The sequence below is a fragment of the Mesorhizobium sp. WSM4808 genome (assembly GCF_055811675.1).
This window is the reverse complement of the sequence record NZ_JBVVQX010000023.1, coordinates 38,502-65,174: the sequence shown is the minus strand read 5'-3', so window position 1 is coordinate 65,174 and position 26,673 is coordinate 38,502. Positions and strand designations below refer to the sequence as shown.

General features: G+C 59.8%; 29 protein-coding genes. 16 read left to right on the top strand and 13 right to left on the bottom strand.

Annotated elements, in window-relative coordinates; translation table 11 throughout:
- The first annotated feature begins 960 nt into the window (after positions 1-960).
- The 10 genes from AC0L2U_RS30155 to AC0L2U_RS30110 are packed head-to-tail and all read left to right on the top strand — an operon-like array spanning position 961 to position 10,113.
- Complete coding sequence (locus AC0L2U_RS30155) at positions 961-1,665, top strand: heme-binding protein (protein WP_127296135.1); 705 nt, start codon at positions 961-963, stop codon at positions 1,663-1,665.
- Positions 1,662-3,542, top strand: a complete 1,881-nt coding sequence (locus AC0L2U_RS30150; protein WP_473603099.1) for a methanol/ethanol family PQQ-dependent dehydrogenase — start codon at positions 1,662-1,664, stop codon at positions 3,540-3,542. The genes AC0L2U_RS30155 and AC0L2U_RS30150 overlap by 4 nt, the downstream gene beginning before the upstream one ends.
- A complete protein-coding gene (locus tag AC0L2U_RS30145) occupies positions 3,523-4,392 on the top strand; it encodes a substrate-binding domain-containing protein (RefSeq protein WP_127807724.1) in 870 nt (289 codons plus the stop codon). Before AC0L2U_RS30150 ends, AC0L2U_RS30145 begins: the two co-directional genes overlap by 20 nt.
- Positions 4,389-4,922, top strand: a complete 534-nt coding sequence (locus AC0L2U_RS30140; RefSeq protein WP_127296112.1) for a c-type cytochrome — start codon at positions 4,389-4,391, stop codon at positions 4,920-4,922. Before AC0L2U_RS30145 ends, AC0L2U_RS30140 begins: the two co-directional genes overlap by 4 nt.
- A gap of 14 nt (positions 4,923-4,936) precedes the next feature.
- Positions 4,937-5,929: a cytochrome c oxidase subunit II gene (gene coxB, locus AC0L2U_RS30135; protein WP_473603097.1), complete on the top strand. Its 993-nt coding sequence runs from the start codon at positions 4,937-4,939 to the stop codon at positions 5,927-5,929.
- Positions 5,926-7,896, top strand: coding sequence for a cytochrome c oxidase subunit I (ctaD, locus tag AC0L2U_RS30130; RefSeq protein ID WP_127396340.1), 1,971 nt, complete (start codon positions 5,926-5,928; stop codon positions 7,894-7,896). Before coxB ends, ctaD begins: the two co-directional genes overlap by 4 nt.
- Positions 7,893-8,498, top strand: coding sequence for a cytochrome c oxidase subunit 3 (locus AC0L2U_RS30125; RefSeq protein ID WP_473603096.1), 606 nt, complete (start codon positions 7,893-7,895; stop codon positions 8,496-8,498). The genes ctaD and AC0L2U_RS30125 overlap by 4 nt, the downstream gene beginning before the upstream one ends.
- Before the next feature lies 1 nt (position 8,499).
- Positions 8,500-8,841 (top strand): hypothetical protein, encoded by a 342-nt coding sequence (locus AC0L2U_RS30120; RefSeq protein ID WP_127396341.1) that lies wholly within the window; start codon positions 8,500-8,502, stop codon positions 8,839-8,841.
- Positions 8,838-9,716 carry a cytochrome c oxidase assembly protein gene (locus AC0L2U_RS30115; protein WP_127807726.1) on the top strand — a complete coding sequence of 293 codons (879 nt, stop codon included), beginning with the start codon at positions 8,838-8,840 and terminating at the stop codon, positions 9,714-9,716. The genes AC0L2U_RS30120 and AC0L2U_RS30115 overlap by 4 nt, the downstream gene beginning before the upstream one ends.
- Entirely contained in the window at positions 9,697-10,113 is a 417-nt protein-coding gene (locus AC0L2U_RS30110; protein ID WP_127318947.1) for a c-type cytochrome, read from the top strand. The genes AC0L2U_RS30115 and AC0L2U_RS30110 overlap by 20 nt, the downstream gene beginning before the upstream one ends.
- Before the next feature lie 78 nt (positions 10,114-10,191).
- Here AC0L2U_RS30110 and AC0L2U_RS30105 read toward each other — a convergent pair whose 3' ends face one another.
- From AC0L2U_RS30105 to AC0L2U_RS30090, 4 genes are all read right to left on the bottom strand, one after another.
- On the bottom strand, positions 10,192-11,031 hold the full coding sequence (locus tag AC0L2U_RS30105) for a DUF3618 domain-containing protein (RefSeq protein ID WP_128289052.1): 840 nt from the start codon (positions 11,029-11,031) through the stop codon (positions 10,192-10,194).
- Positions 11,028-11,420 (bottom strand): phage holin family protein, encoded by a 393-nt coding sequence (locus tag AC0L2U_RS30100; RefSeq protein ID WP_127396344.1) that lies wholly within the window; start codon positions 11,418-11,420, stop codon positions 11,028-11,030. Before AC0L2U_RS30100 ends, AC0L2U_RS30105 begins: the two co-directional genes overlap by 4 nt.
- Positions 11,417-12,025, bottom strand: coding sequence for a DUF1206 domain-containing protein (locus AC0L2U_RS30095; protein WP_127396345.1), 609 nt, complete (start codon positions 12,023-12,025; stop codon positions 11,417-11,419). Before AC0L2U_RS30095 ends, AC0L2U_RS30100 begins: the two co-directional genes overlap by 4 nt.
- Positions 12,026-12,573: 548 nt before the next feature.
- Positions 12,574-13,491 carry a glycoside hydrolase family protein gene (locus tag AC0L2U_RS30090; protein WP_164873692.1) on the bottom strand — a complete coding sequence of 306 codons (918 nt, stop codon included), beginning with the start codon at positions 13,489-13,491 and terminating at the stop codon, positions 12,574-12,576.
- A gap of 356 nt (positions 13,492-13,847) precedes the next feature.
- On the opposite strand from AC0L2U_RS30090, the gene AC0L2U_RS30085 reads away from it, so the two are divergent.
- Both AC0L2U_RS30085 and glf read left to right on the top strand, forming a co-directional pair.
- On the top strand, positions 13,848-15,020 hold the full coding sequence (locus AC0L2U_RS30085; RefSeq protein WP_292633609.1) for a glycosyltransferase family protein: 1,173 nt from the start codon (positions 13,848-13,850) through the stop codon (positions 15,018-15,020).
- 2 nt (positions 15,021-15,022) lie between these two features.
- Complete coding sequence (gene glf / locus AC0L2U_RS30080; RefSeq protein WP_127397212.1) at positions 15,023-16,165, top strand: UDP-galactopyranose mutase; 1,143 nt, start codon at positions 15,023-15,025, stop codon at positions 16,163-16,165.
- A gap of 75 nt (positions 16,166-16,240) precedes the next feature.
- Here the strand turns inward: glf and AC0L2U_RS30075 are convergent, their stop codons facing one another.
- On the bottom strand, positions 16,241-17,407 hold the full coding sequence (locus AC0L2U_RS30075) for a beta-glucosidase (protein WP_473603095.1): 1,167 nt from the start codon (positions 17,405-17,407) through the stop codon (positions 16,241-16,243).
- Positions 17,408-17,872: 465 nt separating this feature from the next.
- On the opposite strand from AC0L2U_RS30075, the gene AC0L2U_RS30070 reads away from it, so the two are divergent.
- The gene (locus AC0L2U_RS30070; RefSeq protein WP_189526285.1) at positions 17,873-18,253 is read left to right on the top strand and encodes a hypothetical protein; all 381 of its coding nucleotides are present in this window, start codon (positions 17,873-17,875) and stop codon (positions 18,251-18,253) included.
- A 141-nt stretch (positions 18,254-18,394) separates the two neighbouring features.
- Here AC0L2U_RS30070 and ku read toward each other — a convergent pair whose 3' ends face one another.
- The 4 genes from ku to AC0L2U_RS30050 form a co-directional block, all read right to left on the bottom strand.
- Positions 18,395-19,219, bottom strand: a complete 825-nt coding sequence (gene ku, locus AC0L2U_RS30065; protein WP_292633607.1) for a non-homologous end joining protein Ku — start codon at positions 19,217-19,219, stop codon at positions 18,395-18,397.
- 573 nt (positions 19,220-19,792) lie between these two features.
- Positions 19,793-20,002: a hypothetical protein gene (locus AC0L2U_RS30060; RefSeq protein WP_127266476.1), complete on the bottom strand. Its 210-nt coding sequence runs from the start codon at positions 20,000-20,002 to the stop codon at positions 19,793-19,795.
- A gap of 139 nt (positions 20,003-20,141) precedes the next feature.
- Positions 20,142-20,315 (bottom strand): hypothetical protein, encoded by a 174-nt coding sequence (locus AC0L2U_RS30055; RefSeq protein ID WP_127266475.1) that lies wholly within the window; start codon positions 20,313-20,315, stop codon positions 20,142-20,144.
- 340 nt (positions 20,316-20,655) lie between these two features.
- Positions 20,656-20,961 (bottom strand): hypothetical protein, encoded by a 306-nt coding sequence (locus AC0L2U_RS30050; RefSeq protein WP_128289054.1) that lies wholly within the window; start codon positions 20,959-20,961, stop codon positions 20,656-20,658.
- A 1,100-nt stretch (positions 20,962-22,061) separates the two neighbouring features.
- On the opposite strand from AC0L2U_RS30050, the gene AC0L2U_RS30045 reads away from it, so the two are divergent.
- The 3 genes from AC0L2U_RS30045 (at position 22,062) to AC0L2U_RS30035 (ending at position 23,526) form a co-directional block, all read left to right on the top strand.
- Positions 22,062-22,796 (top strand): Crp/Fnr family transcriptional regulator, encoded by a 735-nt coding sequence (locus AC0L2U_RS30045; protein WP_127807734.1) that lies wholly within the window; start codon positions 22,062-22,064, stop codon positions 22,794-22,796.
- 19 nt (positions 22,797-22,815) lie between these two features.
- Positions 22,816-23,052 carry a DUF6894 family protein gene (locus tag AC0L2U_RS30040; protein ID WP_127395628.1) on the top strand — a complete coding sequence of 79 codons (237 nt, stop codon included), beginning with the start codon at positions 22,816-22,818 and terminating at the stop codon, positions 23,050-23,052.
- A gap of 231 nt (positions 23,053-23,283) precedes the next feature.
- Positions 23,284-23,526: a hypothetical protein gene (locus tag AC0L2U_RS30035; RefSeq protein WP_164895691.1), complete on the top strand. Its 243-nt coding sequence runs from the start codon at positions 23,284-23,286 to the stop codon at positions 23,524-23,526.
- A gap of 3 nt (positions 23,527-23,529) precedes the next feature.
- Here the strand turns inward: AC0L2U_RS30035 and AC0L2U_RS30030 are convergent, their stop codons facing one another.
- The 4 genes from AC0L2U_RS30030 to AC0L2U_RS30015 form a co-directional block, all read right to left on the bottom strand.
- A complete protein-coding gene (locus tag AC0L2U_RS30030; RefSeq protein WP_128289055.1) occupies positions 23,530-23,718 on the bottom strand; it encodes a hypothetical protein in 189 nt (62 codons plus the stop codon).
- A gap of 602 nt (positions 23,719-24,320) precedes the next feature.
- Entirely contained in the window at positions 24,321-25,277 is a 957-nt protein-coding gene (locus AC0L2U_RS30025) for an NAD(P)/FAD-dependent oxidoreductase (RefSeq protein ID WP_245486676.1), read from the bottom strand.
- Positions 25,278-25,374: 97 nt separating this feature from the next.
- Positions 25,375-25,659, bottom strand: coding sequence for a DUF6894 family protein (locus AC0L2U_RS30020; RefSeq protein ID WP_127395629.1), 285 nt, complete (start codon positions 25,657-25,659; stop codon positions 25,375-25,377).
- A gap of 298 nt (positions 25,660-25,957) precedes the next feature.
- Positions 25,958-26,191 (bottom strand): hypothetical protein, encoded by a 234-nt coding sequence (locus AC0L2U_RS30015; protein WP_127395630.1) that lies wholly within the window; start codon positions 26,189-26,191, stop codon positions 25,958-25,960.
- Positions 26,192-26,673 lie beyond the last annotated feature (482 nt).

Genomic DNA, 26,673 nt, shown 5'->3' with positions numbered 1-26,673 from the left:
CCCGGCCGGCGCCTAACGTCCCAACAAACCCGCCACAGGCGCCGGCCACCCTCGCCTCGGTCGCCTCCGAGATGTGCAGTGTTGAGTGGATGCGTCGTCGCGTCGAGGGCTCGTGGCCTCGCCTCTCGGATCGTTCGCAAGGTCGCATGGCGTAGTTTGTCCTCGCGCTTGAAGGTCTTCACGCGGCCGATAAGGCTGCCGCTGCTCGGGCACTCCAACTTCGATGAGGCGTATAAGGTCGCGCTCGCGGGCGCAGTTCGCGGAGCGGGGATGGGGTCTATTGCGTGCGTCACCGGCTAGTCCGCCGAATGACTTTATCGCCGTAGCTTCCCTCACTCCCACTCGATTGTTCAAACAGCGTATAACCCGTTGAAATCGCTGTCAAATATTTTCCAGAACTGCTAAAATTCCGACACTAGAACCGTCAAAAATTTACGCTTTTGATTTTAAAGGGAAAATCGCCAAAAAAAATATTTCGAGGTTCCACCAACTATCGGGACCATCCGGGCAATTTTCGAATTTTATGGCGTCCACCAGCGTGCCCAAGTCGCCTCAAAAAGTACCGTCGCCTTCTCAACTAAGGCATTTTTCATCGCAAAATGAACGTTGTCGCGAGTCCGGGTGGATCGTCCGTATGGTCCCGCAACCGCTCCGCTTCTCTGATAATGCCAAGTGCTCACTAGGTGCGATGAGCCGGCCGCCGGCGGGACAGACGGCAACTTGCCATTCACCGGACGGGAAATGTGCATTTTTTTCCAAAAGCAGGAACATACCTGCATCGCCCAAGTTAGACACCGACGGCATTGGATCACGGATTCTTTCTCGCATTCTCCAGTCTGACAGAGTGCTCCATGATTCTTTGATGCTCGACGAATGGGCAGGACAATGTACCGCTGTCAGCTTTTCTTATCAGCCTTTGGCCTGGTGTTGGCGGGTGGCCTGTCCCCACAGGGCCAAGCCATGGCACAGGCGCCCTGCCCGGCCGACCACGATAAGCTGCTCGCTGTCCTCAAGGCCAATGTGAAAGCAAGCGGCGGACCTGCCAACGGTGGCTTTGAGACCAACGAATGGGCCGCTATCGTTGCCCGCGACGGCGCGGTGTGCGCGATCGCTTTCAGTGGTCCCACCGCCGATTCGCAATGGCCGGGCAGTCGCCTCGTCGCGGCAGAGAAGGCCAATACGGCCAATGGGCTAAGCTTGGCGCAAATGGCCCTATCGACGGCCAATCTCTACGCGGGGGCGCAACCTGGCGGGCCGCTTTTCGGCTTGCAGGAGACCAATCCGGTCAACCAGGCCGCAGCCTATGCGGGCGATCCCAAAACGTTCGGAAGCGCCAGCGATCCGCTCGTCGGCAAGCCGATTGGAGGCGTCGTTGTGTTTGGCGGCGGGCTTGCCCTCTATGACGGAAAGAGCATCGTCGGAGGCATCGGGGTCTCCGGAGATTCCTCATGCGCCGATCACAATGTCGCCTGGCGTGTTCGCGCGGCGCTCGGCCTCGACAAGGTTCCCGCCGGAGTCAATCCCAATCGCAAGGACGCCATCGTCTACGATCTGGATCCCGGCGGCAAAAGCGCCTCGGGCTGGGGCCATCCGCTTTGTGCCGGCACCGAGGCTGACATCGCGGCGGAGCTCGGCGCCGGCGTGGGAGGCTCGATCCACAAATGAAAGGCATGCTGCACCCGGCACAGGCGCGCGTTAACGAAGGACGAGGCGCCCGCGCATCGGCGACCGAGAATTCTTTTCGCACTTGCATAGTCTCGGTGATGCTGCTGGCATGCGGCCCATTCCTGAGCGGTGCCTCGGAGCCGCCATCGGCGGCGGCTATTGCGCCGCCCGCCGCCGCCGCGCCACCCGATGACGGGCAATGGACAATGCCGGCCAAGAACTACGCGTCGACCCGCTTCAGCGACCTGACCGAGATCAACGAAGGCAACGTCAAGAACCTGCAGGTCGCCTTCACCTTCTCCACCGGCGTGAACAAGGGCCAGGAAGCAGCGCCGCTGGTTGTCGGCAACACCATGTACATCGTCACGCCCTTTCCCAACATCGTCTACGCGCTCGACCTTTCCAGGCCCGGCGCGCCGATGAAGTGGAAGTACGAGCCCAACCCCGAGCCGTCGGCACAAGGGGTGGCCTGCTGCGATGTCGTCAACCGCGGCGCGGCCTTCGCCGACGGGCGCATCTTCTTCAACACGCTGGACGGCCACACGATCGCCCTCGACGCCAACACAGGCAAACCGATCTGGAACGCTCATATCGGCAACATCAACATCGGCGAGACCATCACCATGGCTCCGCTGGTGGTGAAGGGCAAAGTTTTGGTCGGCAATTCCGGCGGCGAAATGGGCGTCCGCGGCTGGGTCAAGGCGCTGGATGCCGGAGACGGGCATGTTGTCTGGACGGCTTATGGCACTGGACCCGACAAGGATGTGCTGATCGGCCCGGACTTCAAGCCCCACTATGACATGGACAAGGGCACAGACCTTGGCGTGACGACATGGCCGCCCGAAGCCTGGAAGATCGGCGGCGGCAATATGTGGGGCTGGATCTCCTACGATCCGGACTTGAACTTGATCTTCCACGGCACAGGCAATCCAGGACCGTGGAATCCGGATTTGCGGCCCGGCGACAACAAATGGACGTCCGGTATTTTCGCGCGTGATCCCGATACCGGAGCGGCGAAGTGGTTCTATCAGTGGAGCCCGCATGACCTCCATGACTATGACGGGATCAACGAGCAGATCCTTCTGGACATGACCTGGCAAGGCAAGCCGCGCAAGGTCCTCGTCCGACCGGAACGCAACGGCTACCTCTATATCCTCGATCGGACCACTGGCGAGGTGCTGTCGGCCACAGCCTATGGCCCGGTCAATTCCAGCAAGGGCGTCGACCTGAAGACCGGCCGCCTGATTGCAAACCCCGACAAGAGAACCGGCACCGGCAAGGTGGTGCGAGACATTTGCCCGACAGCGTCCGGCCTCAAGGACTGGCAGCCATCGGCCTTTTCGCCGAGGACCGGCCTGCTCTACATCCCCCACAACAATCTCTGCATGGATGAAGAAGGCGTTGAGGTAAACTACATCGCAGGCACGCCCTATGTCGGCATGAACGTACGCATGATCCCCGGGCCGGGCGGCAATCGTGGTGCCTTCACCGCCTGGGATGTTGCCGCCGCCAAGCCGGCCTGGGTCCTGAAGGAGAACTTTCCGGTGTGGAGCGGCACCGTCGTCACTGCCGGCGATGTCGTCTTTTACGGCACCATGGAAGGCTGGTTCAAGGCGGTCAGCGCCAGGACTGGCGATCTCCTTTGGCAATTCAAGACATCGTCCGGCATCATCGGCCAGCCGATAACCTATCGCGGCCCCGATGGGCACCAATATGTCGCAATTCTGTCAGGCGTCGGTGGCTGGGCCGGTGCCATCGTTTCCGGCGACCTCGACCCACGCGATGCCACCGCGGCACTTGGCTTCGTCAACGCGATGAAGGATCTAAAGAACGCTACCACGGTGGGAGGCACGCTTTATGTGTTCCGGCTGCCTTGATGGATTGGACTTGACCGTACGTCCGGCGCGAAAGGCGTTCCAACGGGTGGCGATCGGCATGGCCGGGCTCGCCTTGTTGCTCTTGCCGGCCATTGCCAGTCCACGTGAGTTGAGAGTGTGCGCCGACCCGAACAACATGCCGTTTTCCAACGCGGCCGGTCAAGGCTTCGAGAACAGGATCGCGGAAATCATCGCCACTGATCTCGGCGCCAAGCTGACGTATACTTGGTGGGCGCAGCGCCGTGGCTTCATCCGCAACACGCTGAAGGCAGGCCTTTGCGATCTCGTGCCCGGCACGCCTGCCAATCTCGAAATGCTGCGCACGACGACGCCTTATTACCGTTCGTCCTATGTCTTCGTGACCCGCCAGGACGGCCCGGACGTGGCCTCCTTCAACGACCCGCGGTTGCAAGGATTGCGTATCGGTGTTCAGCTCATCGGCGACGACGGCGCCAACTCGCCGCCTGTCCAGGCGCTCGGCCGCCGCGGCATCGTCGGGCACCTCATCGGCTACCCCGTCTATGGCGACTACTCCGCTCCCAACCCTCCGGCGCGCATCGTCGAAGCTGTTGCGAACGGCGAGATCGATCTTGCCGTGGTTTGGGGTCCGCTCGCCGGCTATTTCGCCCAGAGGCAAAAGGTGTCGCTCCGGATCACGCCGGTCACGCCTCGCATCGACGGACCGCAACTGCCGCTAATGTACGACATCTCAATGGGTGTTCGGCGCGAGGACGATGCGCTGCGTGGCGATGTGAATAGCGCGCTTGCCAGACACAAGGCCGAGATCGACGCGGTTCTGGCGCAATACGGCGTACCGCGTCTGGACATGGCCGGGAGTCCGGCGCGATGAGGCAGGCTCTGGCGATGTTACTGCCCTTGACGCTGGCCCTGGTCGCCTGCCAGCGCGAGGAGCGCGACACGCGACCGCAATCGGCGCTCGGCTCAGGTGAGCAGCCGACGCCCGTGACCACGTTGGAGCCGGGCGGACAGCGACCCTCCCCCACCGATAACAAGGCGGCGAGCTTCGAGGCCAACGCCTTCCACATGAGCGAGGGCAAACGCCTGTTCAGCTGGTTCAACTGCTCGGGCTGCCATGCCAATGGCGGTGGCGGCATGGGCCCGGCGCTGATGGACGAGAAGTGGCTCTACGGCAGCTCGATCGAAAGCATCCACGCCACGATCCGCGACGGCAGGCCGAACGGGATGCCGAGCTTCGGCCAGAAGATACCCGATGACCAGATATGGGAGCTGGCGGCATATGTGCGTGCACTGGGCGGCAACGCGCCCTCCTCCGCCGCGCCGCAACGCAATGACGGCATGATGGTGCATCCCTCGGAAAACCGCCTGCCGGATGCCGCGACACTGGGCAAATCACCGTGAGGCGCCCGGCTTCGATGACCTTCGCTCTCTGTCTCCTGCTTCTGCAGGGATGCGCAGGCTGGCAGTCGGCGCTGGATCCGAAAGGCCCCGCAGCCGGCGAGTTGGCTTGGCTGATCTGGTTCTTCACCGCGCTTTGCGCGGTTGTGTGGGTGCTGGTGATGATCGCGCTCGCAGCACCGCTGGTTATGCGATCGCGTCCCGGCGATGAACCCCTCTTACTCGACGAAGCGGCCGAACGCCGCAAGATGCGCGTGGTCGCGTCCGCCGTCGGACTGACCGCCATCATCCTGATCGGACTGACGCTGCTAAGCTTTTTCGCCAACAGGACGCTGGCTGCGATCGGCTCGGAGGCTGCGCTGACAATCAGGGTGACCGGGCACCAGTGGTGGTGGGAGGTGCGCTACGAGGATGCTACGCCGAGCCGCATCCTGACGACGGCAAACGAGATTCATATCCCTGCCGGCGAGCCGGTGCGGCTGCTATTGACCTCGACCGATGTGATCCATTCCTTCTGGATCCCAAGCTTGGCCGGCAAACTCGATCTTATCCCCGGCCACATGAACGTGCTGGACATCAAGGCGGACAAGCCGGGCGTCTACCGTGGTCAATGCGCTGAATTCTGCGGTGCGCAGCACGCCAATATGGGCACCTTCATCATCGCCGAGCCGCGCCCGAAATTCGATGCGTGGCTGAACGACCAGTTGCAGCCGGCCGGCGCGCCGGCGAGCGGCGAAGCCAAGGCCGGCGCAGACCTGTTCCTCAAACGCCCCTGCGTGATGTGCCACAGGATCGGGGGAACGCCGGCCGGCGGAACGGTGGCTCCCGACCTCACCCACATCGCCAGCCGGAAAACATTGGCGGCCGGAACGCTGACGATGAGCCGCGGCAATCTCGCCGCCTGGATAGCCGACCCGCAAGGCATCAAGCCGGGTTCCCACATGCCAGTGGTAGATCTCAACGGCGACGAGCTCAACGCAATCGTCGCTTATCTCGAGGGTCTGAAATGAGCAGCGCCGATGTCACAGGCGACCGCCACATCCCGGAACCAGACCCCGCCAAAGGCGACCTTGCTCCCGAACGTGACGGCCCCCGCGATACGGGCATGGATGATGCCAGCCTGCATCGCTGGCTCGAGCGCACCTGGCGGACGCCGTCCGGCATCGTCGGAGCGCTCTCGAGCGTCGACCACAAGGTGATCGCACGACGCTATTTGATCACCGCTTTCGTCTTCCTTGGTCTTGGCGGTCTCAACGCTGTCGCCATGCGTATCCAGCTTTCGGGACCACAACGCGGCCTGATCGGGCCCGACCTCTACAACCAGCTGTTCACCATGCATGGCGTTACGATGATGTTTCTGTTCGCCGTGCCCATCGTGCAGGCGACCGGGATCTACCTGGTGCCGCTGATGGTGGGCACCCGCAACATCGCGTTTCCGCGCCTGAACGCGTTCAGCTATTGGATCTACGTCTCGGGCGGCGCTTTCGCCTGGGTGTCCTTTGCCCTCAACATGGCTCCTGATGTGGGCTGGTTCGCTTACGTGCCGCTGTCCGGCCCCGAATTCGCACCGGGCAAGCGCGCCGATGTCTGGGCGCAGATGATCACCTATACCGAAGTGTCGTCACTGGCCGTCGCGGTTGCGACCATCGTCACGGTGTTCAAGCAGCGGGCCCCCGGCATGTCGCTGGACAAGATCCCGCTCTATGTCTGGGCGATGCTGGTCACTTCTTTCGTCGTCATCTTCGCGATGCCGGCGGTGATGATCACCTCGACTTTCCTGATCCTTGACCGCCTGGTCGGCACGCACATCTTCAACCCGGCGGAAGGTGGGGATGCTCTGCTGTTCCAACATCTCTTCTGGTTCTTCGGCCATCCGGAAGTTTACATCATCTTCCTGCCGGCGACGGGCATGGTGTCCTCGATCATTCCTGTTTTCGCCAGGCGACCGACATTCGGTCATCTCGGGCTGGTCCTGTCGCTGATCGCAGTCGGCTTCCTGTCGTTCGGGCTCTGGGTTCACCACATGTTCGCCACGGGATTGCCTAAGCTCGGCGCCAGTTTCTTCACCGCATCCAGCATGCTGATCGCCATTCCAAACGGCGTGCAGATCTTCTGCTGGCTTGCAACACTTTGGGACGGCCGGCCGGTGATCCGGACGCCATTGCTGTTCGTCTTCGGCTTCTTCTTCATCTTCGTCATCGGCGGGCTAACCGGCGTCATGCTCGCCTCGGTGCCATTGGATCTTCAGGTGCACGACACCTATTTCGTCGTCGCGCATTTCCATTACGTGCTGATCGGCGGCTCGGTGTTCCCGCTGCTTGGCGCGGCTTATTTCTGGTTCCCGAAGATCACCGGCCGCATGATGAGCGAACGCCTTGGGCGGTGGCATTTCTGGCTGGCCTTCATCGGGTTCAATGCGGCCTTTTTCCCGATGCATCTCGTCGGCCTATGGGGCATGCCACGACGGGTCTACACCTATCCGGCCGAGCTTGGCTGGGGCAACATCAACCTTTTCATCTCTGCCGGGGCGCTGCTCTTCTTCCTGAGCTTTGTCCTGTTCACTTTCAATCTGGTGCATGGCGCGTTGAAAGGCACCTCGGCCGGCAACAATCCGTGGGACGCAGGAACCTTGGAGTGGGCAACGTCCTCGCCACCGCCGAGCTATAATTTCGCACGCATTCCCATGGTTACCCATATCGAGCCGCTCTGGGCCGAGCGCGAGGCGCTACCTGTAGCGACCGGGCTCCGCGTCGATGCGCGCGAACTCCTCATCTCTACCGTGGCCGAAGCTTATCCCGATATTCGCGAGAAATCGGCCACACCGTCGATCTGGCCGCTTTTTGCGGCGCTCGCCGTAGGCGGCACGTTTCTCTATTCGATCTTCACGCCCTGGGCGATCGTCTGGGGCGCCGCGCCGATCGCCATCACGTTGATCGGTTGGTTCTGGCCGAAGGGCCATCCGGAGGACCAGGAATGAAGCAGCGCGCCGCCGCCGATCTTTCTGGCCTGCCGACCTTCGGGCACGGTCCGCGCAGCCCCACCTGGTGGGGCACGCTCGGCTTCATGGCGTTGGAAGGTACGGGTTTTGCGCTGGCAGCGGGCGCATATCTCTACCTTGCGCTGTCGTGGCCAGCATGGCGGCTTAGCGCACCGCAGCCGAACCATTGGCCCGGAACGATCGTGACGATTTTGTTTGTCGTCAGCCTTGTGCCCAACCACGTCCTCCACCGCCACGCCAAGCAATGCTCCATGGTTCCGGTGCGGATCGGCCTGGTGGTCATGTCGCTGCTCGGCATCGCTCCGCTCGTCGTGCGCTGGTTCGAATTCCCCGCCCTCAACATCTATTGGGACACCAACGCCTACGGATCGATGCTCTGGGTGCTGCTTGGCCTGCACACCACGCACCTCATAACCGATGTCGGCGACACCATCGTGCTGACAGTGCTGATGTTCACGCGCCAAGGCTATAGCGGCCGGCGCTTCGGCGATGTCGGCGACAATGTCTTCTACTGGGATTTCGTGGTCCTGACCTGGATCCCGATCTACGTGCTCATCTATTGGGCGCCGAGGCTAGGCTGAGATGCGAGCGCTGCGGTTGGGAACGTCTTGGGGTGGTCTTCTGTCAGGTCCGCTGGCCTGGGCGGTCTCGACACAGCTGAATTATGCGCTGGTGCCTTGGCAATGCAACCGCCAGGTGCCGGTCGTGCTTCCCGTGGCGCTGCTGCTCGTCTTGTTGTCGCTGCTCGGCGGGGCGCTGTCGTGGCGGGCGAAGCGGCGAGGCGGTGCCGCATTCAAGCCGGAGCGTACGCGCCGCACAGAGCGCTTCGTCGCCAATCTCGGGATGTTGTCGGCGTTGCTGTTTGCGCTTGTGATCCTCATGCAAGGCAGCGCGGCGCTGATCCTGGATGAGTGCCTGCGATGAACCTGGACGCGCTGTTCCCTACTTCCATCTGCTACGGCGCCGGCGCGCCCGGGGCCGGGTGGACGCTCGCGCTGCCCATCACCCTGCCACTCGCCGTGGTTGCCCTGATATATGTCGTTGGTGCTGGCCGGCTTTGGCGGCGCAGCAGCCGCGGCAGGACGTTGCGGATGCGCCAGGCTCTGCTGTTCACGGCCGGATGGAGCGTGTTGACAGCCGCATTGGTCAGCCCGATTCATGTGCTCGGCGAGCAGGTCTTTGCGGCGCATATGATCGAGCATGAACTGCTGATGGCCGTGGCGGCGCCGCTGTTGGTCTCTGCCTGCCCGGCTGCGGCCTTGATGTGGGGCCTACCCATCCGGTTCCGGCGCATCCTGGGAATTGCCGGACACGTCAATTGGCTGAGGGTGGTCTGGGCCTTCGCAACGCGGCCGATCAGCGCGACCATTATCCACGGCATTGCTATATGGATTTGGCACATTCCGGTGTTGTTCGAGGCCGCGCTCGAACGCGGCGTACTGCACTATGCACAGCACGCGAGCTTCTTCGGAACAGGGCTGCTGTTCTGGTGGGTCCTCTTGCCGCGTCCCGGCCGCCAGCATGCTTATGGGAGCGCAGTGATGCACCTCTTTGTCACCTCGCTGCATACCGGGCTGCTCGGCGTTCTCCTGTTGCTCTCGCCACGCCTCTGGTACCCGGAGAACGCCGTGGGAGCGGCACTGTGGAATTTGAGCCCCCTGGAGGACCAGCAACTTGCCGGACTGGTGATGTGGGTTCCGGCTGGATTGATATATGGCGGCGCAGCGCTGCTGCTGGTCGCGTTGTGGATCAAGGCGAGCGGAAGGAGGGAGGCGGCGCATGCGTACGAGCTTGTCTAAACTGCTTGCCGCCGTCATCGCCGCGCTGGTGCTGCTCGTCGCGGCCGTGGCCGGAATGACCTGGTGGTCCGATCGGGCCGCGCGCGTCCGCCACGAGGCGGAGGCGGCCACGGGCGGTGACACTGCGAGGGCCTTGCCGATCATGACTGCGAATGGCTGTTCCGGCTGCCATACGATTACGGGCGTGCCGGGCGCTCAAGGGCAGGTCGGTCCTCGCCTGGATGCCAGTCTTGCTGGCCGCATCTTTATCGGTGGCGGGCTGGCCAACAATCCAGAGAACCTGATCCGCTGGATACGATCGGCCAGGGAAGTCGATCCGCACACGGCCATGCCATCGACACGGATCACGGAGCAGCAGGCGCGCGATATCGCGGCGTACCTCTACGCTCTAAAATGATTTTAGCGGTCCATCGTCTGAACAACAACGCCGGCCCTTCTGAAGAGACCGACTATCGTTGATCCAGGATCATTCAAGCTAGGTTTGACGCTGAGACGAATCGGAAATCCGGTCGCGCACTGCATGCTCGGTCTTGTCTGCTGTGGACTTCACGACCTCGCCGAGTTGATCGGCCATCGTGCCTGCTTCCATATGTTGCCGGCCAGCTTCCTGCTTGATGGTCTCATAGGCGTCGGCGGCGACCTGCTTGGCTTCATCCAGACCCCTGTCGAGCATGGTTCCGGCGGTGTTGCGAAGCTTGTCGCCATAGGCGCCTAGTTGCTCATCCTCCGTTGCGGTATGGGGCAGCATTGCACCTATGGCGGCGCCGATGGCGAGACCGGCGGCCGCTACGGCCAAAGGTTGGTTCTCAAACAGTTCTTGGGCAGAGCGGGCGGTTTTCGCCGCCATGTCGCCGGTCACCGATCTTGCAGTGGCCGTGCTGCCCGTCAAACCCTCGGCGGCGTTGCTTACCGCGCTCGAAACGGTACCGCTGACGCTGGTAGCAGCCGACGACAGCGATGAGGCGGCATCGGAGAGCGTGCCGCCGAAGCCGCCGCGCTCCCCTTCATCATGTCTTCCCGGCGCTGAAGGCAATGGGTAGCCAGCCGAACCGTGGGCCGTGTTTGAGGTACCGCTGCCGAACATCAGCCAAGCAAGACCCGCGCCGACCATGGTGACCGGCAAAGGATTGTCTCGGACCTGCGTTCTGAGATTGCTGAGCATGGCCGAGCTCTCCCCTCCCGAGAACAGCCCGGTGAACTCATCAAGCAATTGTCCGGGCGTCATCTTGCCTCGAATGGATTCGGCGGTCTCCATCACCCGGGCGCGGGCTGCCTCGGCCTCGCGTTCAAGTTCGGCTGCGGATTTCTCAGTCATCTCACTTGTTCCTTGATCACGCTCGCGTCGCGCTTGAGCTGTTCCTGGGTCCGGTCGGGGGTAAGTTCCGAAGGCGCCATGCTGGCCATCCCGGTCCGCAGCAGGATGACGCCGAGGATCGCCACGACCACACCGACCAGCAGGGAAGACCACCCCGCGCCGAGCCCTGCCCGCGTCAGTGCGATAACGAGTGCCTGCAGCAACACCAATAATGCCGCGAGCAGGCAGATCGCGCCGCCGAGCACTTCAGCGGCACCTGCTCCGGCTTTGGTGAGCTTTTCAGATAGCTCGGCCCGAAACAGCCTGGCTTCGGTTTGCACCAGTGTGGTGACATTCTGGGCCAAGTCGGTGATCAGTCCGGTAAGGCTGGGATTGTCCTGGGTGTTCATCTGTCCTGCTCCGCGTTCTGCGTGGCCCCATCATCGCCGACGAGGCCCGAATCCTGCGAACGATCAACGGACCAACCCTGTGCCTGATCGGTGTGTGATCTGAAGTCTCCAGGATCATCCTGAAATTCGGGCCTTGTCGGCGGAGAAGCCTTGATGAATCGCCCGAGAGCCAATCCGGCCAATACCGACCCGGCAAGCAAGACACCGGGATTTTGCCGGCCAAAGGACTGCACGTCCTCAAGGACCTGGCCGAACGGTTTCTGTTTCAATGACGATGAAAGCCGCTCCAAGCCACCGGCGGCATCCAATGCGAACTTCGATGCGTTCCTTTCATCGTTGTTGGCCAGATGGTCACTGGCCGCGCGCAGTGCGCCGCCCAGCGCCGCCAGACTCGATCCGATGTCGCGCTGAGCTTCCTCCGCCTTGTCGGAAATGACCTCCTTGGCTTCAGATGCATAATCGCCAGCCTTACGGGTCACCGTGTCACGCGCGTCGTGAAGCAACTCGCTGGCACGTTCTTGTTCCTGGCGAAGCCTGTCGGAAACGTCGCTTTTCGCCTTGTCGAAATCGGTGGGCTGTCCGCCCTGATCGTTCTCATGCTGCATGGGCCACCTAGTGAAGACCGAGGAAGGAGAGGACCGCGAGCACGACAACGATAAGGCCGATAAGATAGATGACACTGTTCATGTGCACGTCCTCCGTGGCTTCCCAACTTCGTGGAACCTCCGATGTTCCACTAGGTGAAAGCATTTATGATCAGGCTGAAACGGAGAGCTCGTCCGGGACGCAACAATCACGAATGAGCTGAGCTGCCCCTCGTGCGGAGCTTCAGTGGCTCGAGTACAAACCTTGTGCTCCCGACTGCGCACGGGTCGAGCGGAAGGCCGCCGGTTGCCTCGGCTTTGGCTGACCTTTGTCTATTCGGCTGTCCGCCTGTCGATCATCTGCTCGCTCTGGACGCCCGGCACGTCCCTGCGCTGTTGGACGCCTTCAACGAAGCGAGGATGAAGGCATAGAATACGTGCTGATGCTTCATTCTCCTGCGGGAAGGAGCAGAGATATTCAGTTCGCCCATGTCTTCGAACGCCGCGACTGCTGCATGGTGTCGTGTGCACGCGCTCCGACGGATTGTTCCGTCCGAGCAACACCTAATTCATGCAACCTTGGAAAACAGGGCGACGTCGCATCTGGCCAAGCCGTAGCGCCACCGATGATCGGTCGTGGCGACCCGGCTTTGGTAAAACAGCGAAAGTTGGCCCCCTTCGATCATCACGGTCGAGTGGCCGTTCTCTCCCGGCTGGCCTGGTTCCAGCACCGGTCCCATCGACACATAAGGTCCAGCAACATCATCGGCGATGGCAAAAAACACGCGTTGCCGGTTTCCCCGAAGGCCATTCGGGAGAAAGCAAGTGGCATTGAGAAGCACGCGGCCATCCGGCAATTCGACCAGTTGTGCGCCCTCTATCCCCCATTCGTAGTCGGGATCCTCTCTCGTGTTGTGGTGAGGAACTTCATTATGGTCGAGGATCTTGCCGATCCGCTTCCAGGGACCGAACCATGAATCGGATTGGCTACGCGCGAGATAGATGTCGGGCTGTGGCACCCTGGTGAATTTTGGCATGGCGGAATAGACGAGGTAGCGCCTGCCGCCAATAACTGCGGGATGCGGATCGTAAATGCCATCTTCCTCCGTGTCCGGGATGGCGAGGATTGCCGGGCTAAGAACCACCCAATGGAACCCGTCATTGGAAACCGCATGCTCGCAGCGGCCACCAGACTTCATGAACTCGGTCTGGATGAACATGTGAAAGACGCCACTTTCGTGAATGACCCCCGGAGCCGCAACACCACTCCCATTGATAGGAAGCTCGATCGACTGATGCTCGGTCCACGGCCCATAAAGTTCCGGCGCCGTGGCATGCAGGATCCTCCACGTCTCGCTGGTCACCGTGCCGCTCGAGCCGAAGACGTGCCACAGGCTGCCATCAAAGACGGGGCAAGGGTCTTTGAGATCATCCACGCTTTGCGGATGAAACAGCGGAAAAACATTGGTTGAAAAGTCGATCTTCATATCAGCCCCGGAATTCGCCTGGCACGGACTCGCCAGTGATGCGGGCGAATCAACTTGATGTCCTGCACATTTTATAACCAGCGACTTAAACGCAAATACGGCAGGTCAGTTCTCCACCGACATTCCCCCGTCGCTCACGCTTTCAAAGCCCGGCGACGCGTGGTGGCCATTCTCAGCTCCGCGGAAATATCGTCGCATCCGTCATCCGAGCGGTGACTGAGAGCTCTTCACTTCACCTTGGAACAACTCACGCGATGGAAAGTTAGGAGCTGGTACCGAAGTCTATTTCTCCTCCATCTGCGATTAACAAATGTTAGTCGCAGCATAAATTAAAGATTACAGGAAGGAAAATCTCAATGGAAGCAGCCTTGGGCAGGGTGTCCGCCAGTAAACACGCTGGCAGGGAAAATCTACTGGTTTGCTTCTCCCACTTGCGTTGGAATTTCGTCCATCAACGCCCGCAGCATATTCTCACTCTTGCATCCATGCAGCAGAGAGTGATCTACTTTGAAGAGCCTGTTTTTGAAGAACTGCCACAGCCGCTGATGCGGACGAGCGAGGCATCGCCAAACATTCTAATTGTGACACCAGTGCTTCCGCTCGGCGCGTCGGCCGCGAAATCAGATGCCGTCCAGCGGAGATTTGTTCAGCGGATTATAGCTTCAATGCCGCACAGCCGGCTGATCGCCTGGTACTACACGCCGATGGCTCTTCGCTTCACGGAGTTCCTTGACCCAGACATATGCGTCTACGACTGCATGGACGAACTCTCCGCCTTCAAGAATGCGCCGCCCGAACTGGCGCAGATGGAAAAGGAACTTCTGCGCCGCGCCGATCTCGTTTTCACCGGTGGCCTGAGCCTGTTCGAGACCAAGCGCCGCCTGCATCAGGCCATTTACCCCTTTCCGAGCAGCATCGATGTGAAACACTTTCACAAGGCAAGGCTGCCAGGAAAGGACCCCATCGATCAGGCCGGCATTCCTCACCCGAGGGTGGGGTATTTCGGCGTCATCGACGAGCGGCTGGACGTCGACCTCGTGGCGCTAGCAGCGCGGACCATGCCGGACGTGCATTTCGTCATGATCGGCCCCGTTGTCAAAATCGATCCTGCAATCCTGCCGAAGGCCGACAACCTGCATTGGTTGGACGCGAAGGCCTACTGCGACCTGCCCGATTATCTTCGCCATTGGGATGCCGGGTGGATGCCGTTTGCGCTCAACGAAGCGACCCGGTTCATCAGCCCAACCAAGACGCCAGAGTTTCTGGCGGCGGGTCTGCCGGTGATCTCGACGGCAATCGTTGACGTTGTGCGCAGCTACGGCGCTGCTGGGCTGGTGGAGATCGCCGACGGTGACGACTTGGACAGCAAGCTGCGCTCCCTGCTTTTGCGACCGCGCGAGATGCTGCTGCCGCAAGTCGATGCCTATCTGGCTGACATGTCGTGGGAAAGAACATGGAAGGCCATGGCCGCTCACATTGAGGGCGCCTACCGACGCAAGAAGGTCGTCCCGCTCCGCAGGAGCGCATAGCCATGTTCGATTGGCTGATCGTGGGCGCGGGGTTTGCCGGCAGCGTTCTTGCTGAAAGGATAGCCTCCCAGCGTCATGAAAGCGTTCTCCTGGTCGACCGCCGCAGCCATGTCGGCGGCAACGCCTACGATTGCTACAATGAAGCCGGCATCCTCATCCATCGTTACGGGCCTCATATTTTTCACACCAACAGCCAGTCGATCGTGGACTACCTCTCGCAGTTCACCCAATGGCGCACATACGAGCACAGGGTTCTGGCGGCGGTCGACGGGAAACTGCTTCCCATCCCGATCAATCTCGACACGATAAACCGCCTTTATGGCCTCGAGTTGAATTCCGCACAGTTGGAGGAGTTCTTCGCATCGCGGCGCGAGACGGTAGAGGACGTGCGAACGGCCGAGGATGTTGTCGTCAGCACCGTGGGACGCGAGCTCTACGAGAAGTTCTTCCGTGGCTATACAAGGAAGCAATGGGGCGTCGATCCGAACCAGCTGAGCAAATCAGTGACGGCACGAGTGCCGACCAGGACCAACCGCGATGACCGCTATTTCAGCGACAGCTTCCAGAAGATGCCTGCCGGCGGATACACGAGGATGTTCGAGCGCATGCTCGATCACCCGAACATCAAGGTCATGCTGCAGACCGACTTCCGCGAAATTCGTGACAAGATACCATTCAACCGCCTGATCTATACCGGCCCGATCGACGAATATTTCGGCTGGCAGCTAGGGTGTCTTCCTTATCGTTCGCTCCGTTTCGAGCACGTCACCCTCGACCAAGAGCAGTTTCAGCCGGTTGCCGTCGTCAACTACCCCCAGACGGAAGATTACACCCGCATCACCGAATACAAACATTTGACCGGCCAACGGAGCGTGCGGACCAGCCTGACATACGAATATCCCACCGATATCGGGGACCCGTACTATCCGGTGCCGCGGGCCGAAAACGAAGAGCTCTACAAGCGCTACGAAGCGCTCGCCGCAACCTGTCCCGACGTGTGGTTTGTCGGCCGCCTGGCAACCTACCGCTACTACAACATGGATCAGGTGGTCGGGCAGGCCCTGGCAACCTTCGCACGCATTCAAAAGAGCGTCCCGGAATGGGCGGGCGTGGGGAATGCGTCGTTGGCCGAAGGGGCGCTGTAGCTCCCCCACCTGGACCCGGGAGCATCGGCGCGGGGCCGACAGGCGCTCGCGCAGTCCCTCGTGCAGCTCATGTATTTAACGCGTCGGGTTCGCCGCGAACAAAGCTTGCTGGCGGGCCAATTCGTCCGCGACGGGCTTGTGGACGTGTCGGCTGCCGTCCGCCTGGACGACTGAAAACAATCCCACCTCCGCATGCCGCGAATTGTCCCAGCCCGGATAGGCGGTTACCGGGTAAAGGCAAATACCTTCGATCGGGGCTTTGAGGCTTTCTGCGGCACGCACCTCGTCGCAGACATAGTGGAGCCAAGCCGGCCCGCCAGACCCCTCGGAGCCGGTCTCGGCGATGAACATAGGCTTGCTGTATCGATGCGCGACTTCGATCAGCATCTCCGATAGGGCACGGTACTCGTGATGCCCCATCGGAATCGTCGGCCCGTTTAGGTACCACTGATTGTGTGGATAAAAATTCAAGCCAACGACGTCGACGACATCTTCGCTCCCACCCAGCTCAGGTTCGGCCCGGCCCAGCAGCATGTCGTAAGCTTCGAACTGTCCCTGACGGGCATTTTCGGCCCGGCGCCGTTCGGTGCGGGTCCGGTCGCGAGGAGCGATGTGGATAAGCGGCTCGGCCCAGACAAATGTGCAAGCGGGATCGACCTCCCGCATCGCGCGAACGCCGGCTATTGCTGCTTTCACGAGGTGCCGCTTGAACCATCCCCGCTTCTTCGGGCCGACGCGCGGGAAATAGCCGACCTCAACAGCCCAGGCGAAAAACGAAATTTCGTTGATCGGGCACAACAGAGGCGCTGTACCGGCGATTGAACGATGAACCCTCACAGCTTCCGCGGCGAACGAGGCATAGGCATCGATGAAATGCATCGATCCCTGATCAACATGGTCGGGAGATCCGTAGTGGAAGATGTCCCAGATGATCCGGACACCTGCCGATTGCGCTGCTTCGACCATCGGCGTCCAGCTTGACCAGTCATAGGTTCCAGGAGCGGTTTCGATGAGGTGCCAGCGCAAGCCGTCGCGGATGGTACGAAGACCGAGTTCGGCGCAACTGCGGTAGTCGCCCAGGGCATGCAAATAATGCGACGTCGCGCGGATAAGATCGAGGCGAACGCCGTCCTTGCGCCGGTGCGACGAGCACTCGAAGCCAGCCATGAAAAAACTGGCGAACGGCGACGTGCCCGCAATCGAAGTCACCTCATTGCCTGCGCTGTGTCCTGCTTCGCTCATGCGAAGTCTCCTTAGGGCATTTGGGCTCAATCTCGGCTGCCGAATGCAGATCGGGAACAGCCATAGCAATCCGGCAGCCGTCTCTCATCCGCCAGGCTGCACATTGGTCCTGTGCTTAACGGGATGGTTCCAAACCGGGTGGTCGAGCCTTTGTTCCCGATCGAACCCACCGGAGGGCAGACAGCAGCCAGGGAAGAAGCTGCGCAAGGCAAGTCGGGGGCGAGGCACACAGCCGTCATCGGATCTTCCACCCCTCCGACGAAGGCAGGGAACAGTACGTTCAAATACGACTTCCCGACATCGATCATGCCAGGCGAGAGGATCGCAGCGACGTCGCCTGGAGTATCGCATGAGCCGCTCCGCCGATCTTTCCCGGTAAGCCCGTCATTCGCTTCAAGCGGGAACATTGGTTGCCTCAACAAGTTTGATCGCCATAGCAATGGGCCGCAGCGGGCGGGCGCACAGATGAGACATCTGGTCAAAGATATCCTGATCGAGATCGCTGAAATGCTTCCGGCCATCACTCAAAAGGGCGAAAATTCGGCCGAAGCACTGCCCGTCCATGCGCCGAACTTCCCCCACGATCTGGAGCCGGTGATCCGGGCAGACCCTTCCTACCAAGTGCCATCGCAACGCACCGACGATCGGCATGAATCAGTCGCAGTCCCGAGCAAGCTGCAAGCTGTATGGGGGGATATGGCGCCGGAGGTGATGATCGTACCTTTGCCAGTCACTGTAGATGAAGGCGCGGTCAACGCTCACGCCTCCGACGGGCAGCATGCACGGCGTCGAGTGTCGAGCGAACGGCTTCAACGTTTGAGGCGTGAGGCTGGGCTCACGGCCTGAAGATCAGCGGCCGTTGGCCCTGCGCCACTTCATCGCGCATTGCTTCGGCGCCGACATGAACTTTGCTCACACCCTCTAACCTAGCACTGCAATTGCACTGGTTCTTTTCAGCACCGCCGCGTTGGTGATCGCTATCTTTGACTATGCTGATTTGCGGCTTTTGGCCTTTGGCCGGTCTTGGCCGATGCCTTCCTTGGCGAGGCTCTTTCGAAGAACCGAGGCCAGGTCGACCACGTTCTCCTGGGGCTTTGGCGCCGGTTTCGGGGGTTTTTTGCCCTTGCGTTTGGCGTCGATCATGGCAATCAGCGCATCCTCGTAGGTATCCTCGAATTTCGAAGGATCGAACTTTGTCACCTTCTTGTCGATGAGAAGCCCCGCGATTTCGAGCAGATCCGCATCATACTTTGGGCTTTTCACATCGTCGAAGACGGTGTCTTCCGACGTCATCTCATTGTGGGTCCGTAGCTCGGTCAGCAACATCCCTTTTCCAAGGGGCTGTATCAACACTTCGCGCCCGCGCTGATAGAGTACGACGCAGGAGCGTGCCGCAACGCGCTTCTTGGCCATCGCATCGCGCAGGACGGCAAAGGCCTCCAGAGAGGCACCGTCTGCCGGGATCAAATAGTATGGTTTCTCCAGAAAACGTGTGTCGATCTCGGCAACCGGAACGAAGGAATCGACGTCAAGTGTATGCTGCGACGTCAGTTTCAGTTTCTTTATCTCGTCCGGCTCGACGTGAATGAAATCACCCTTGTCCGCCTCATACCCTTTGATCTGATCCTCGGCTTCGACAACATCGCCGGTCTCTTCATCGACATAGGCGCTTTTGACGGGTAAACCGTCCTTGCGGTTCAAAATCTTGAAGTGGATCTTGGATGCCTCACTTGTGGCACCAACTATCTTCACCCCGCATGACACGGAACCGACCCTCAGAAAGCCCTTCCACACCGCGCGTGGCGCAACCATGCCGTTTCTCCTAGACCTCGATCTCGGCACAACGTCAGGCACACGGTTCTGTTCCGCGACGTGCGCCGGCATCTTTCCACCCGATCGCAGGAGCAGACGTCGCTTTCGCAAGCACACGAGGTGCTTAAGGGTGCTTCAAATGCATCGGAGCTCTGGCTCAGTGCGACAAAAAGCGTTCGCGTAAGGGAGTCGGCAGGATCAAGCGGACCAAGCTCGGGTTGAGTGACCGTGCCGACCTTAACTGGACACAAGCGTGGGCCGAATGACCTGACGCATACGCTACCGGCACAAGGGAAATGCTACAATTAAGACTGGAGGACTTGTTGTGAACATGGCGCTATTTATACCCGAGTTGCAACGGTAATCACGTTCCGGACCGAATAGTATCACGGCGAAGCCGTGCTACTCTGGCGTCCCAAGCCCTGCCAACTATTCCACGTAGGCCATCGGCCGATTCCTCCAAGACATAGCAACTCAGTCGACATTCCGCCCGCAGGATCTCCCCTTGGGCAGAAAGCTCCTTGTGCTGGCGAATAAGATCATCCAGGCGGTCCAGATAAGGTGCGCGGCTCATCAGCCTTCACCCCGCAGCATCTCTTCGAAAGTAGCTTCATCGAAGTAGGCTCCGGAGTGCTGGAACAGCCACATCAGACGGGCGCTCAGTGCCTCGGCCTCGACGCTGCCTTCTGCTAGCGCACGCTCTTTGCAGGCCCGCTGAAACACCTGCTGTAGGAGGGCGAGTTCTTCGGGATTTGCAACGCCGATGGTAGCGGGAGCGGTCATGGCTTCCTCCGTTGGGGCGGAAGCATGTTCTTCGCTCACAGCCGGCGGTGCCCTGAAACTACCGCCGATGAGAGTAGACTACGCTCATATTGGCGAGAGTCGATTGAATAATAATTTAGTCACGACAGGCAGGAGCATTCTAATGCCGCTCTTTCAAAAAACGGGCTTCACGAAGCAGCGAATTCCAATCCGTGCCGATAAGCTTGATCAGACCGCGCGCATCCGGCTCCGAAATGCCGACTTCTTCAGACAAACGTCGGGCAAGCAATTGCTCATTGCCCTTCTTCACACGGCCGTCGCCATCCTTTTTCATTGGTTCCTCCCTGGGAAGCCAACTTACGGAATGACCTTTCGTTTCATGGAATAAGAAAAAAGCCCGCCGTCCCATTAGCGGCAGCGGCGGGCCGTCCCTGGGATAACGGGACTCGCTGGGGTGTTGGTTTCCCCTGCTGTCGCGGGCGGTGCAAAGCAGGTGCCACCTAGGGTGAACCAACACGGCACACCTCGCGTGCGACTCGCCGCGAAACGACAAGACCTTGGTCTGGTATCGACCCGCCGTGCCGACCTAGCACGACGGGCGTTCGAGAGCGGCTACACCCTGAGAGTCGACCCCTTTGCATCAATCTGGAACAGGGCAACAGTTCCAAGACACGTCAGCAGCCTTCCGTGGTCTTTTTCATCTGGCCAGGAGCAGCCGAGTTAGCATCGGTATCCTGTTGACCTGGCGCGGCCTGCTTGGCGCTGCCAGTTTGTTGACCTGGAGCGCAGTCCTTGGCGGAGTTCGAGTTAGAGTTCGTTCCACTCGTGGTGGTCGAATCCGTTCCCTGATCGGTCGTAGTGCTCGGCGTTGTCTGGGTCGTCGAGGTCGACGATCCGCCTGTGGTCGTGGTGGTCGATTGCGCAACAGCGAGGCCAGTTGACAGTACCATAATGGCTGAAGCCAAAAGAACCTGTTTCATGATCAACTCCATATTGGAATGTCCCTTCGGTACCGAACTTCGCTGCGAAAAGACGGTTCCAAGAAAAAATTCGCAATCGCATGCACCTCACGTTTGGACGGGCCCGCACCACTTGCGCGCGTCGGGGCGAGCGTCAGCGGGTAAGCGACCTAGCCCTTGGATCGACCTTTCTTGAATGATTGCGAAGCCTTGGCTTCGGCAGCAAGGCGTTGTTCTCGAAGTCGCGCAGTTTTTGTATCTCGCGCCTCTCTCTCGGCCGCGTTAGCAATCTTTGCCTCACGGTCTGCGCGCTCCAATCGGTCTTTGTCGACGCTTCGCCGGGACACATTGGCCTCCTACCAGAAGACCGTTGAATTTACAGTTTGCTAAAATGTTCCCCGCGATACGGCATGTTCCACGCAATGTGGCGGACTTCCCGGCCCTTCCGGGGATTGCAAAAGCCCGCTACCGAGAGCCAGGGGCCTTGAGAGACAGGCAACTTGGAGAAGGGCCGGCCCCAACAAGCTTCTTTTTGTAGTTCCAATCAGTACGGCCTTTAGTCAGTCGGCCCCGAGCTGAGGGGCGATGAGCTGGGCGAAGCCCTCGCCGCCGACAGTCGCTCACGCTTGTCAAAATGAGCCTCCTGATAGGTCTTCTTTCATTCGATATCTCCCTTCGGCTATCGCATAATCACATACCGCGTCGCCTCGGCTTGGGTGCGCGTCAATCGCATGCCAAACGCGATGGCCAAGGGATTATCACCCCTTTCTGGCCTGCCGCTTTCTTTCTTGCGGCTTGTGCGGAATTCGGGCGGGCTCAACGGAGCTTGAGCCCCTGATGTGACGTCAAAATTCGAACCCAGCCTATGTCATAGGTTGCTGCACGGCCTAGGCGGCTCCCTTAAGGGTGCGGCTTATTCACGTCGGGAGCGTTGCCGCACCCCAAGCGAGCAACCCAACGTGGCCTCTTCTACCGCTGGGCACTGAGGTCCCAACCAGGGGTCCTGGGTGCGTTCGCGTCTTTCCCAACTGCCGACCCATCAGTCCGGCGCCTCTTTACGGCTACCCGGAACTTTTGAAGCGAATGCAAGTTCGATAATCAACATCAGCTAGGTAGCCAATTTGTCACCCACCTCATCCTTGGATGTCCTTATTCGCAAGCTCCAGAGCATCTCGGATCTCCGAGAGGCCGATGTCGAGGTTTTGAAAGGCATCCAAATTCAGGAGAAGGATTTTTTGGCCAACTACGACCTGGTGCGTGAGGGTGACCGCCCTGTCAATTCGTTCGTGGTTTTGGATGGCCTGCTCGGTTCCACCAAACTTACCGGCGACGGCAAACGGCAGATTACATCCTTCTTTGTGGCTGGGGATATTCCCGATCTGCACGGACTGCATCTGTCGGTCATGGATTGCAATTTTACGACCCTGACAGCAGCCAGACTGGGCTTCATGCGACATGACGCTCTTCGCACCATTTGCGAACAGCATCCTCGAATCGCGACGGCTTTTTGGCGGTCGACGCTGATCGATGCAGCGATTTACAGAGAATGGGTAACGAATGTGGGAAGACGCGAGGCATACACGCGCATGGCTCACATCTTGTGCGAACTGATCTTTCGCTTGCGCTCGGTTGGACGCATCCAGGATCACGTCGCGGATCTTCCGATTACCCAGGCAGCACTTGGCGATGCATTGGGCTTGTCTACAGTCCACGTCAACCGAATGCTTCAGGAACTTCGACGCAGGGGCCTCATCGCCACGACGGGGTCAAGAGTGCATGTTCTTGATTGGCCCGGCCTCACTCGTGCAGGTGATTTCGACACGACCTACCTGCACCAAAGGAACCCCGCAGCTTAGTGGTGACGGAAGCTCTCGGATGGCACGATTTTTCTTTGATAGTGGCGATCACGACGTGGTCGTCGAGGACGTAATCGGCATCGAATGTGCCGATCTGGAGGAGGTGCGCCGCGCGGGCTTCGAGGGCCTTATCGACCTTACGAGAGATGTGCTTACTGAGGTGGACGGGCAGCAAGTATTTGTTGAAGTGCGGAACGAAAACGGCGACAGGATTCTGAGGCTGAGCATCTCGCTTCAGATCAAGTTGATGAGATAACGTGCCTGACTTGCTGCGTCAGAATGCTGCCGAGTGCCGGCACATCGAATGGCATGAGCGGCGAGGAACGCCGCGTGATCGGACTATCGCCCGAAGATGCCGCCGCCATTTCGACCGGCGAACAAGCTCGGGTTCCCCCACATGGAAAAAAAACGGTAAGGCACAGCAGCAGGTCATGGCCAGTCTCATACATGTCCCATCCGACCGATTTTTAATCGATGTCGCGTATTTTTGTATGAAGTTCTGGAACGCGCATTCTCAGCGCTCGTTCATGTTGTCTCAGCAGTGGGTGTCGACGTGCAAAGAAAAGCGAACAAAGCAAGCCGGGTTGCGAAAGGCCAGGAGCTTGAGGTCGAACATCTTGTCGAGGTCACGGAAATTGACCCCGAGCAGGCCCGAACGCTGCTTCGCAAGCATGGAGCCGATTGGCCGAAGCTCAAAGACGAGGCTGAAGCTCTGAAGAAGGAAGACTAGTCGTCACCTTCCCAGCGGTTGGCGAGAAAGCTGTTCCAGCTCATCCTCATCCGTGATTCCCGCCTGGTAGTAAGCCAGAATACGTGATGCGCGCCGTTCCCTCTCGGTTGCGGTTTCGTTTTTAATTTTGCTGCGTGCGAAGACGCGGGTGAGCAGGGCAAGTTCTGATGGGGTGAAGGCGTCTCTATGCATCGCATCTCAACTCCCGTGCGTCACCGTCTCTGGAGGGGCCGAGGCGCGCTGAAGCTTGATTGCAGCGCCGGCCAGCAAGAGATCGCAGAACGGGTCGTCCGGCGCGCGCTAACGCTGGACCAGAAAGAATGTTCCGCGCGTTTTTCGGACACTGAACAAAAAGGCCCATCCGGCCCGAGCCAGCAACGGCCTTTTACCGGTCTACGTGTGATCTCCTTCAACCATATCCGGAAAGCCTCTTCCTTAACGGGAATTTCTGGGCTTGCTGTACGTTTAAAGTTGAGGCTGGCAGTTATGATCTTGGACAGAAACAATGGCTTGGCAAGCCGAGTTGCGACAGCCACGAAAGCCCGCCCCGGACAAGCCGAGACGGGCCGAAGCTGCTTCGGCAGCCTCAAGGCCCAGACAATGAGGGAGGATTGTAGGCCGGCAACCAAACCTCGTACCGCAGTGAATGTTCCGCGGCTGCAAACTGTCGGCGGGAGTATCAGGACCTTTCGCGATCGACATTCTCGGCCAGTTGCGGCAATTCCTTTGTCGGCCGGGTAAGACGTTCACAGGCGCCATCAAGGCAGCCAAGAGCTCGATCAGCCCCGTGATCTTCATGTCCGTTGAGAAGGCTGATCTGCAAATCCAGTCCGCTCGGCGCTCTCAAGCTCTCTATGGGCATGCGACGCGGCAATGGCAGCCTGTCCAAAAGCGACGGCTATCTGGTTCAACGCTTTGACAACGTCACCAATGGCGTACATGCCCTGGATGGAAGTCTGCTGATGCTCGTCGACTGTGACATAGCCCTCTTCACAACATCTTGCGCCTACCGCCTCGGCGAGTTGAGAACGTACCTTGCATCCCAGTGCCAGATAAATGGCATCGAAGCGGGATGACGTCCCATCTTTCAAAATCGCCTCGCAACCGTCTGCTGTCGGGCAGAGCGTATCGAGAGCGTCACCGATGACTATGCCTCTTGCCCTCGCCGCACGACGAGTGCTGGGCGAAAAGTCGGATGCGTCGCTCCCAAGCATCGTTATGAGCGATGTAAACCGACTGAGGAAAATGGCCTCTTTAAAGGCTCTCTCGTCGTGCCCGACGACCGCAATCTTCTGGTCGATCGCCTCATACCCGTCGCATACAGGGCAGAGTCGAACGACACCTGCGGCAATTGCCTCGCGCAGACGCGGAATGACAGGTGTCGTATCGATGATCCCTGTCGCCAAAAACACCTTGCGTGTCCGGATTGCGCCGATCGAGGTCTCAGCGACGAACCCCCGATAGGCAGCGGCGAGGGAATGGACCTGCCCTCCAACCAGAGTGGCTCCATACAAGGTGGCGTGACGTCGAAGGCGATCCAGAATATCGGCTCCACTTATCCCTTCGGGAAAGCCAGGACAGTTATGGCTCGTTGGGATCAAGGCGGCACGAGGATCGCCGGCATCGATCACCAGCACGCGATGGCGAAAACGGGCGAGATATTGAGCGGCGGTCAATCCCGCCGGCCCGCCTCCGACGATCAGGACATCTTCGGTCTCGGCGGTCGGTCGGCTGACGTGGCTGTCGTGCATGGTGCGACGCATCACCGGCGAACGATTTGGTTCGTGCAATGTTCAAAGGGCGGTCTTCGGGACATCTGCTCGATGGCAACAGCGTAGAAACCAGGCTTCAACCCGATCGCAGGACGCCAGGCTCCTCTGTTTCCTTGAGCTCTTCCGTATCCTTGGGCGCGGAGACCAGATCCTGGAATCCGAGAGTAGCGACGAGATAGCCTGCCTCATCATAAACCTTCGTCACCCAACTGGTCGGGTCCACGCCCTCGACAATTCCGTCGAGCATGGCCTCCTTGGCGGTGCGCTTCGCCTCTCTGACAGCCTCATCTCGATCAGCCATATCGGCAAAGATTGCAGGCTGCGACATGCCCTCGATAAACTCGAAGCGAAATTTCGGCATTAGCCGCTCCAGTCATTGTGCCAGCGGATCAAACATTTCTGGCAGGTTTGACCTCAACGAGGCGGTGTCGAAAAGGATGCAGCGGGTGTGCGCGTGACCATCAAACCTCAGGCAGCGTTGCTGCCTCCCATCTCCCACTCGTGCTACTTTGCCAGCACGCTACGCTCGCAGCTCTGACGATGGCGAGGTGGCGGAGATGCAGAAGTCTCCGCGAGATCGTGCGGCATCGTACGCTGAAGACGCTCGCAAGTCGCCGTTGAACGCCGCGCCGTGGATCGTGGACTGACGGTAAGAAGGACTAGCCGACCGCCAAGACCGGCCTCTTTCGCAGCCGCGCCCGCATGATGACAAGCAGAACCGTTTCGTCTTTCATGCCACTCTGGAATAATTTTATAAGCTCGGCCGCAATCTGCTCGGCGTTGTAAGAGATCAGTTGAATCTCCGCTTCCTTGCAAAGCTTCTTGAGGACCGATTCCAGCAATCTCAACCCTTCAGGATAGATAGGTTGATCACCGGCGGTGTCGTAGGTCATGTACGCCCCTTTGACTCGACTTAATTCAAGGCCGCAGATGCTGGGCGGCAAGCCCATGCATGACTCGTTTCAGGGAAGAGGTCATTAACCTATGCAAGTTCGAACAGGGCGCCGGATTCACCAACTGCAGGGGGATGTACAACAAAGGGAGCATGTGCACGGATCGAGCTGGGCAAGTCGTGAAAGCCCCTGCCGCCAGGCCTGTTAAGTCCCGACGGTGTTCCTGCATGGTGCTGTAGGCGAGCGAGAGAGCCTAAAAGAATTCACTCACCTTACGGCTTCTCTTTTTGAGAGCCGGGATGGGTTCGCGATGCATTTGCGGCTGCGCCGGCGGTGACTTCACCGGATGCTGTGCAAGCCTTGCTTGTCTCAGCCGCGCCGTCTTCTCAGCGCGTTCGGCTCGTTCAGCGTCCAGCATCTCTTGGCTGATACGTTTGGCGCGGTCGTATCTTTCCTAGTCGTGATTGCGAGTCACGGACACC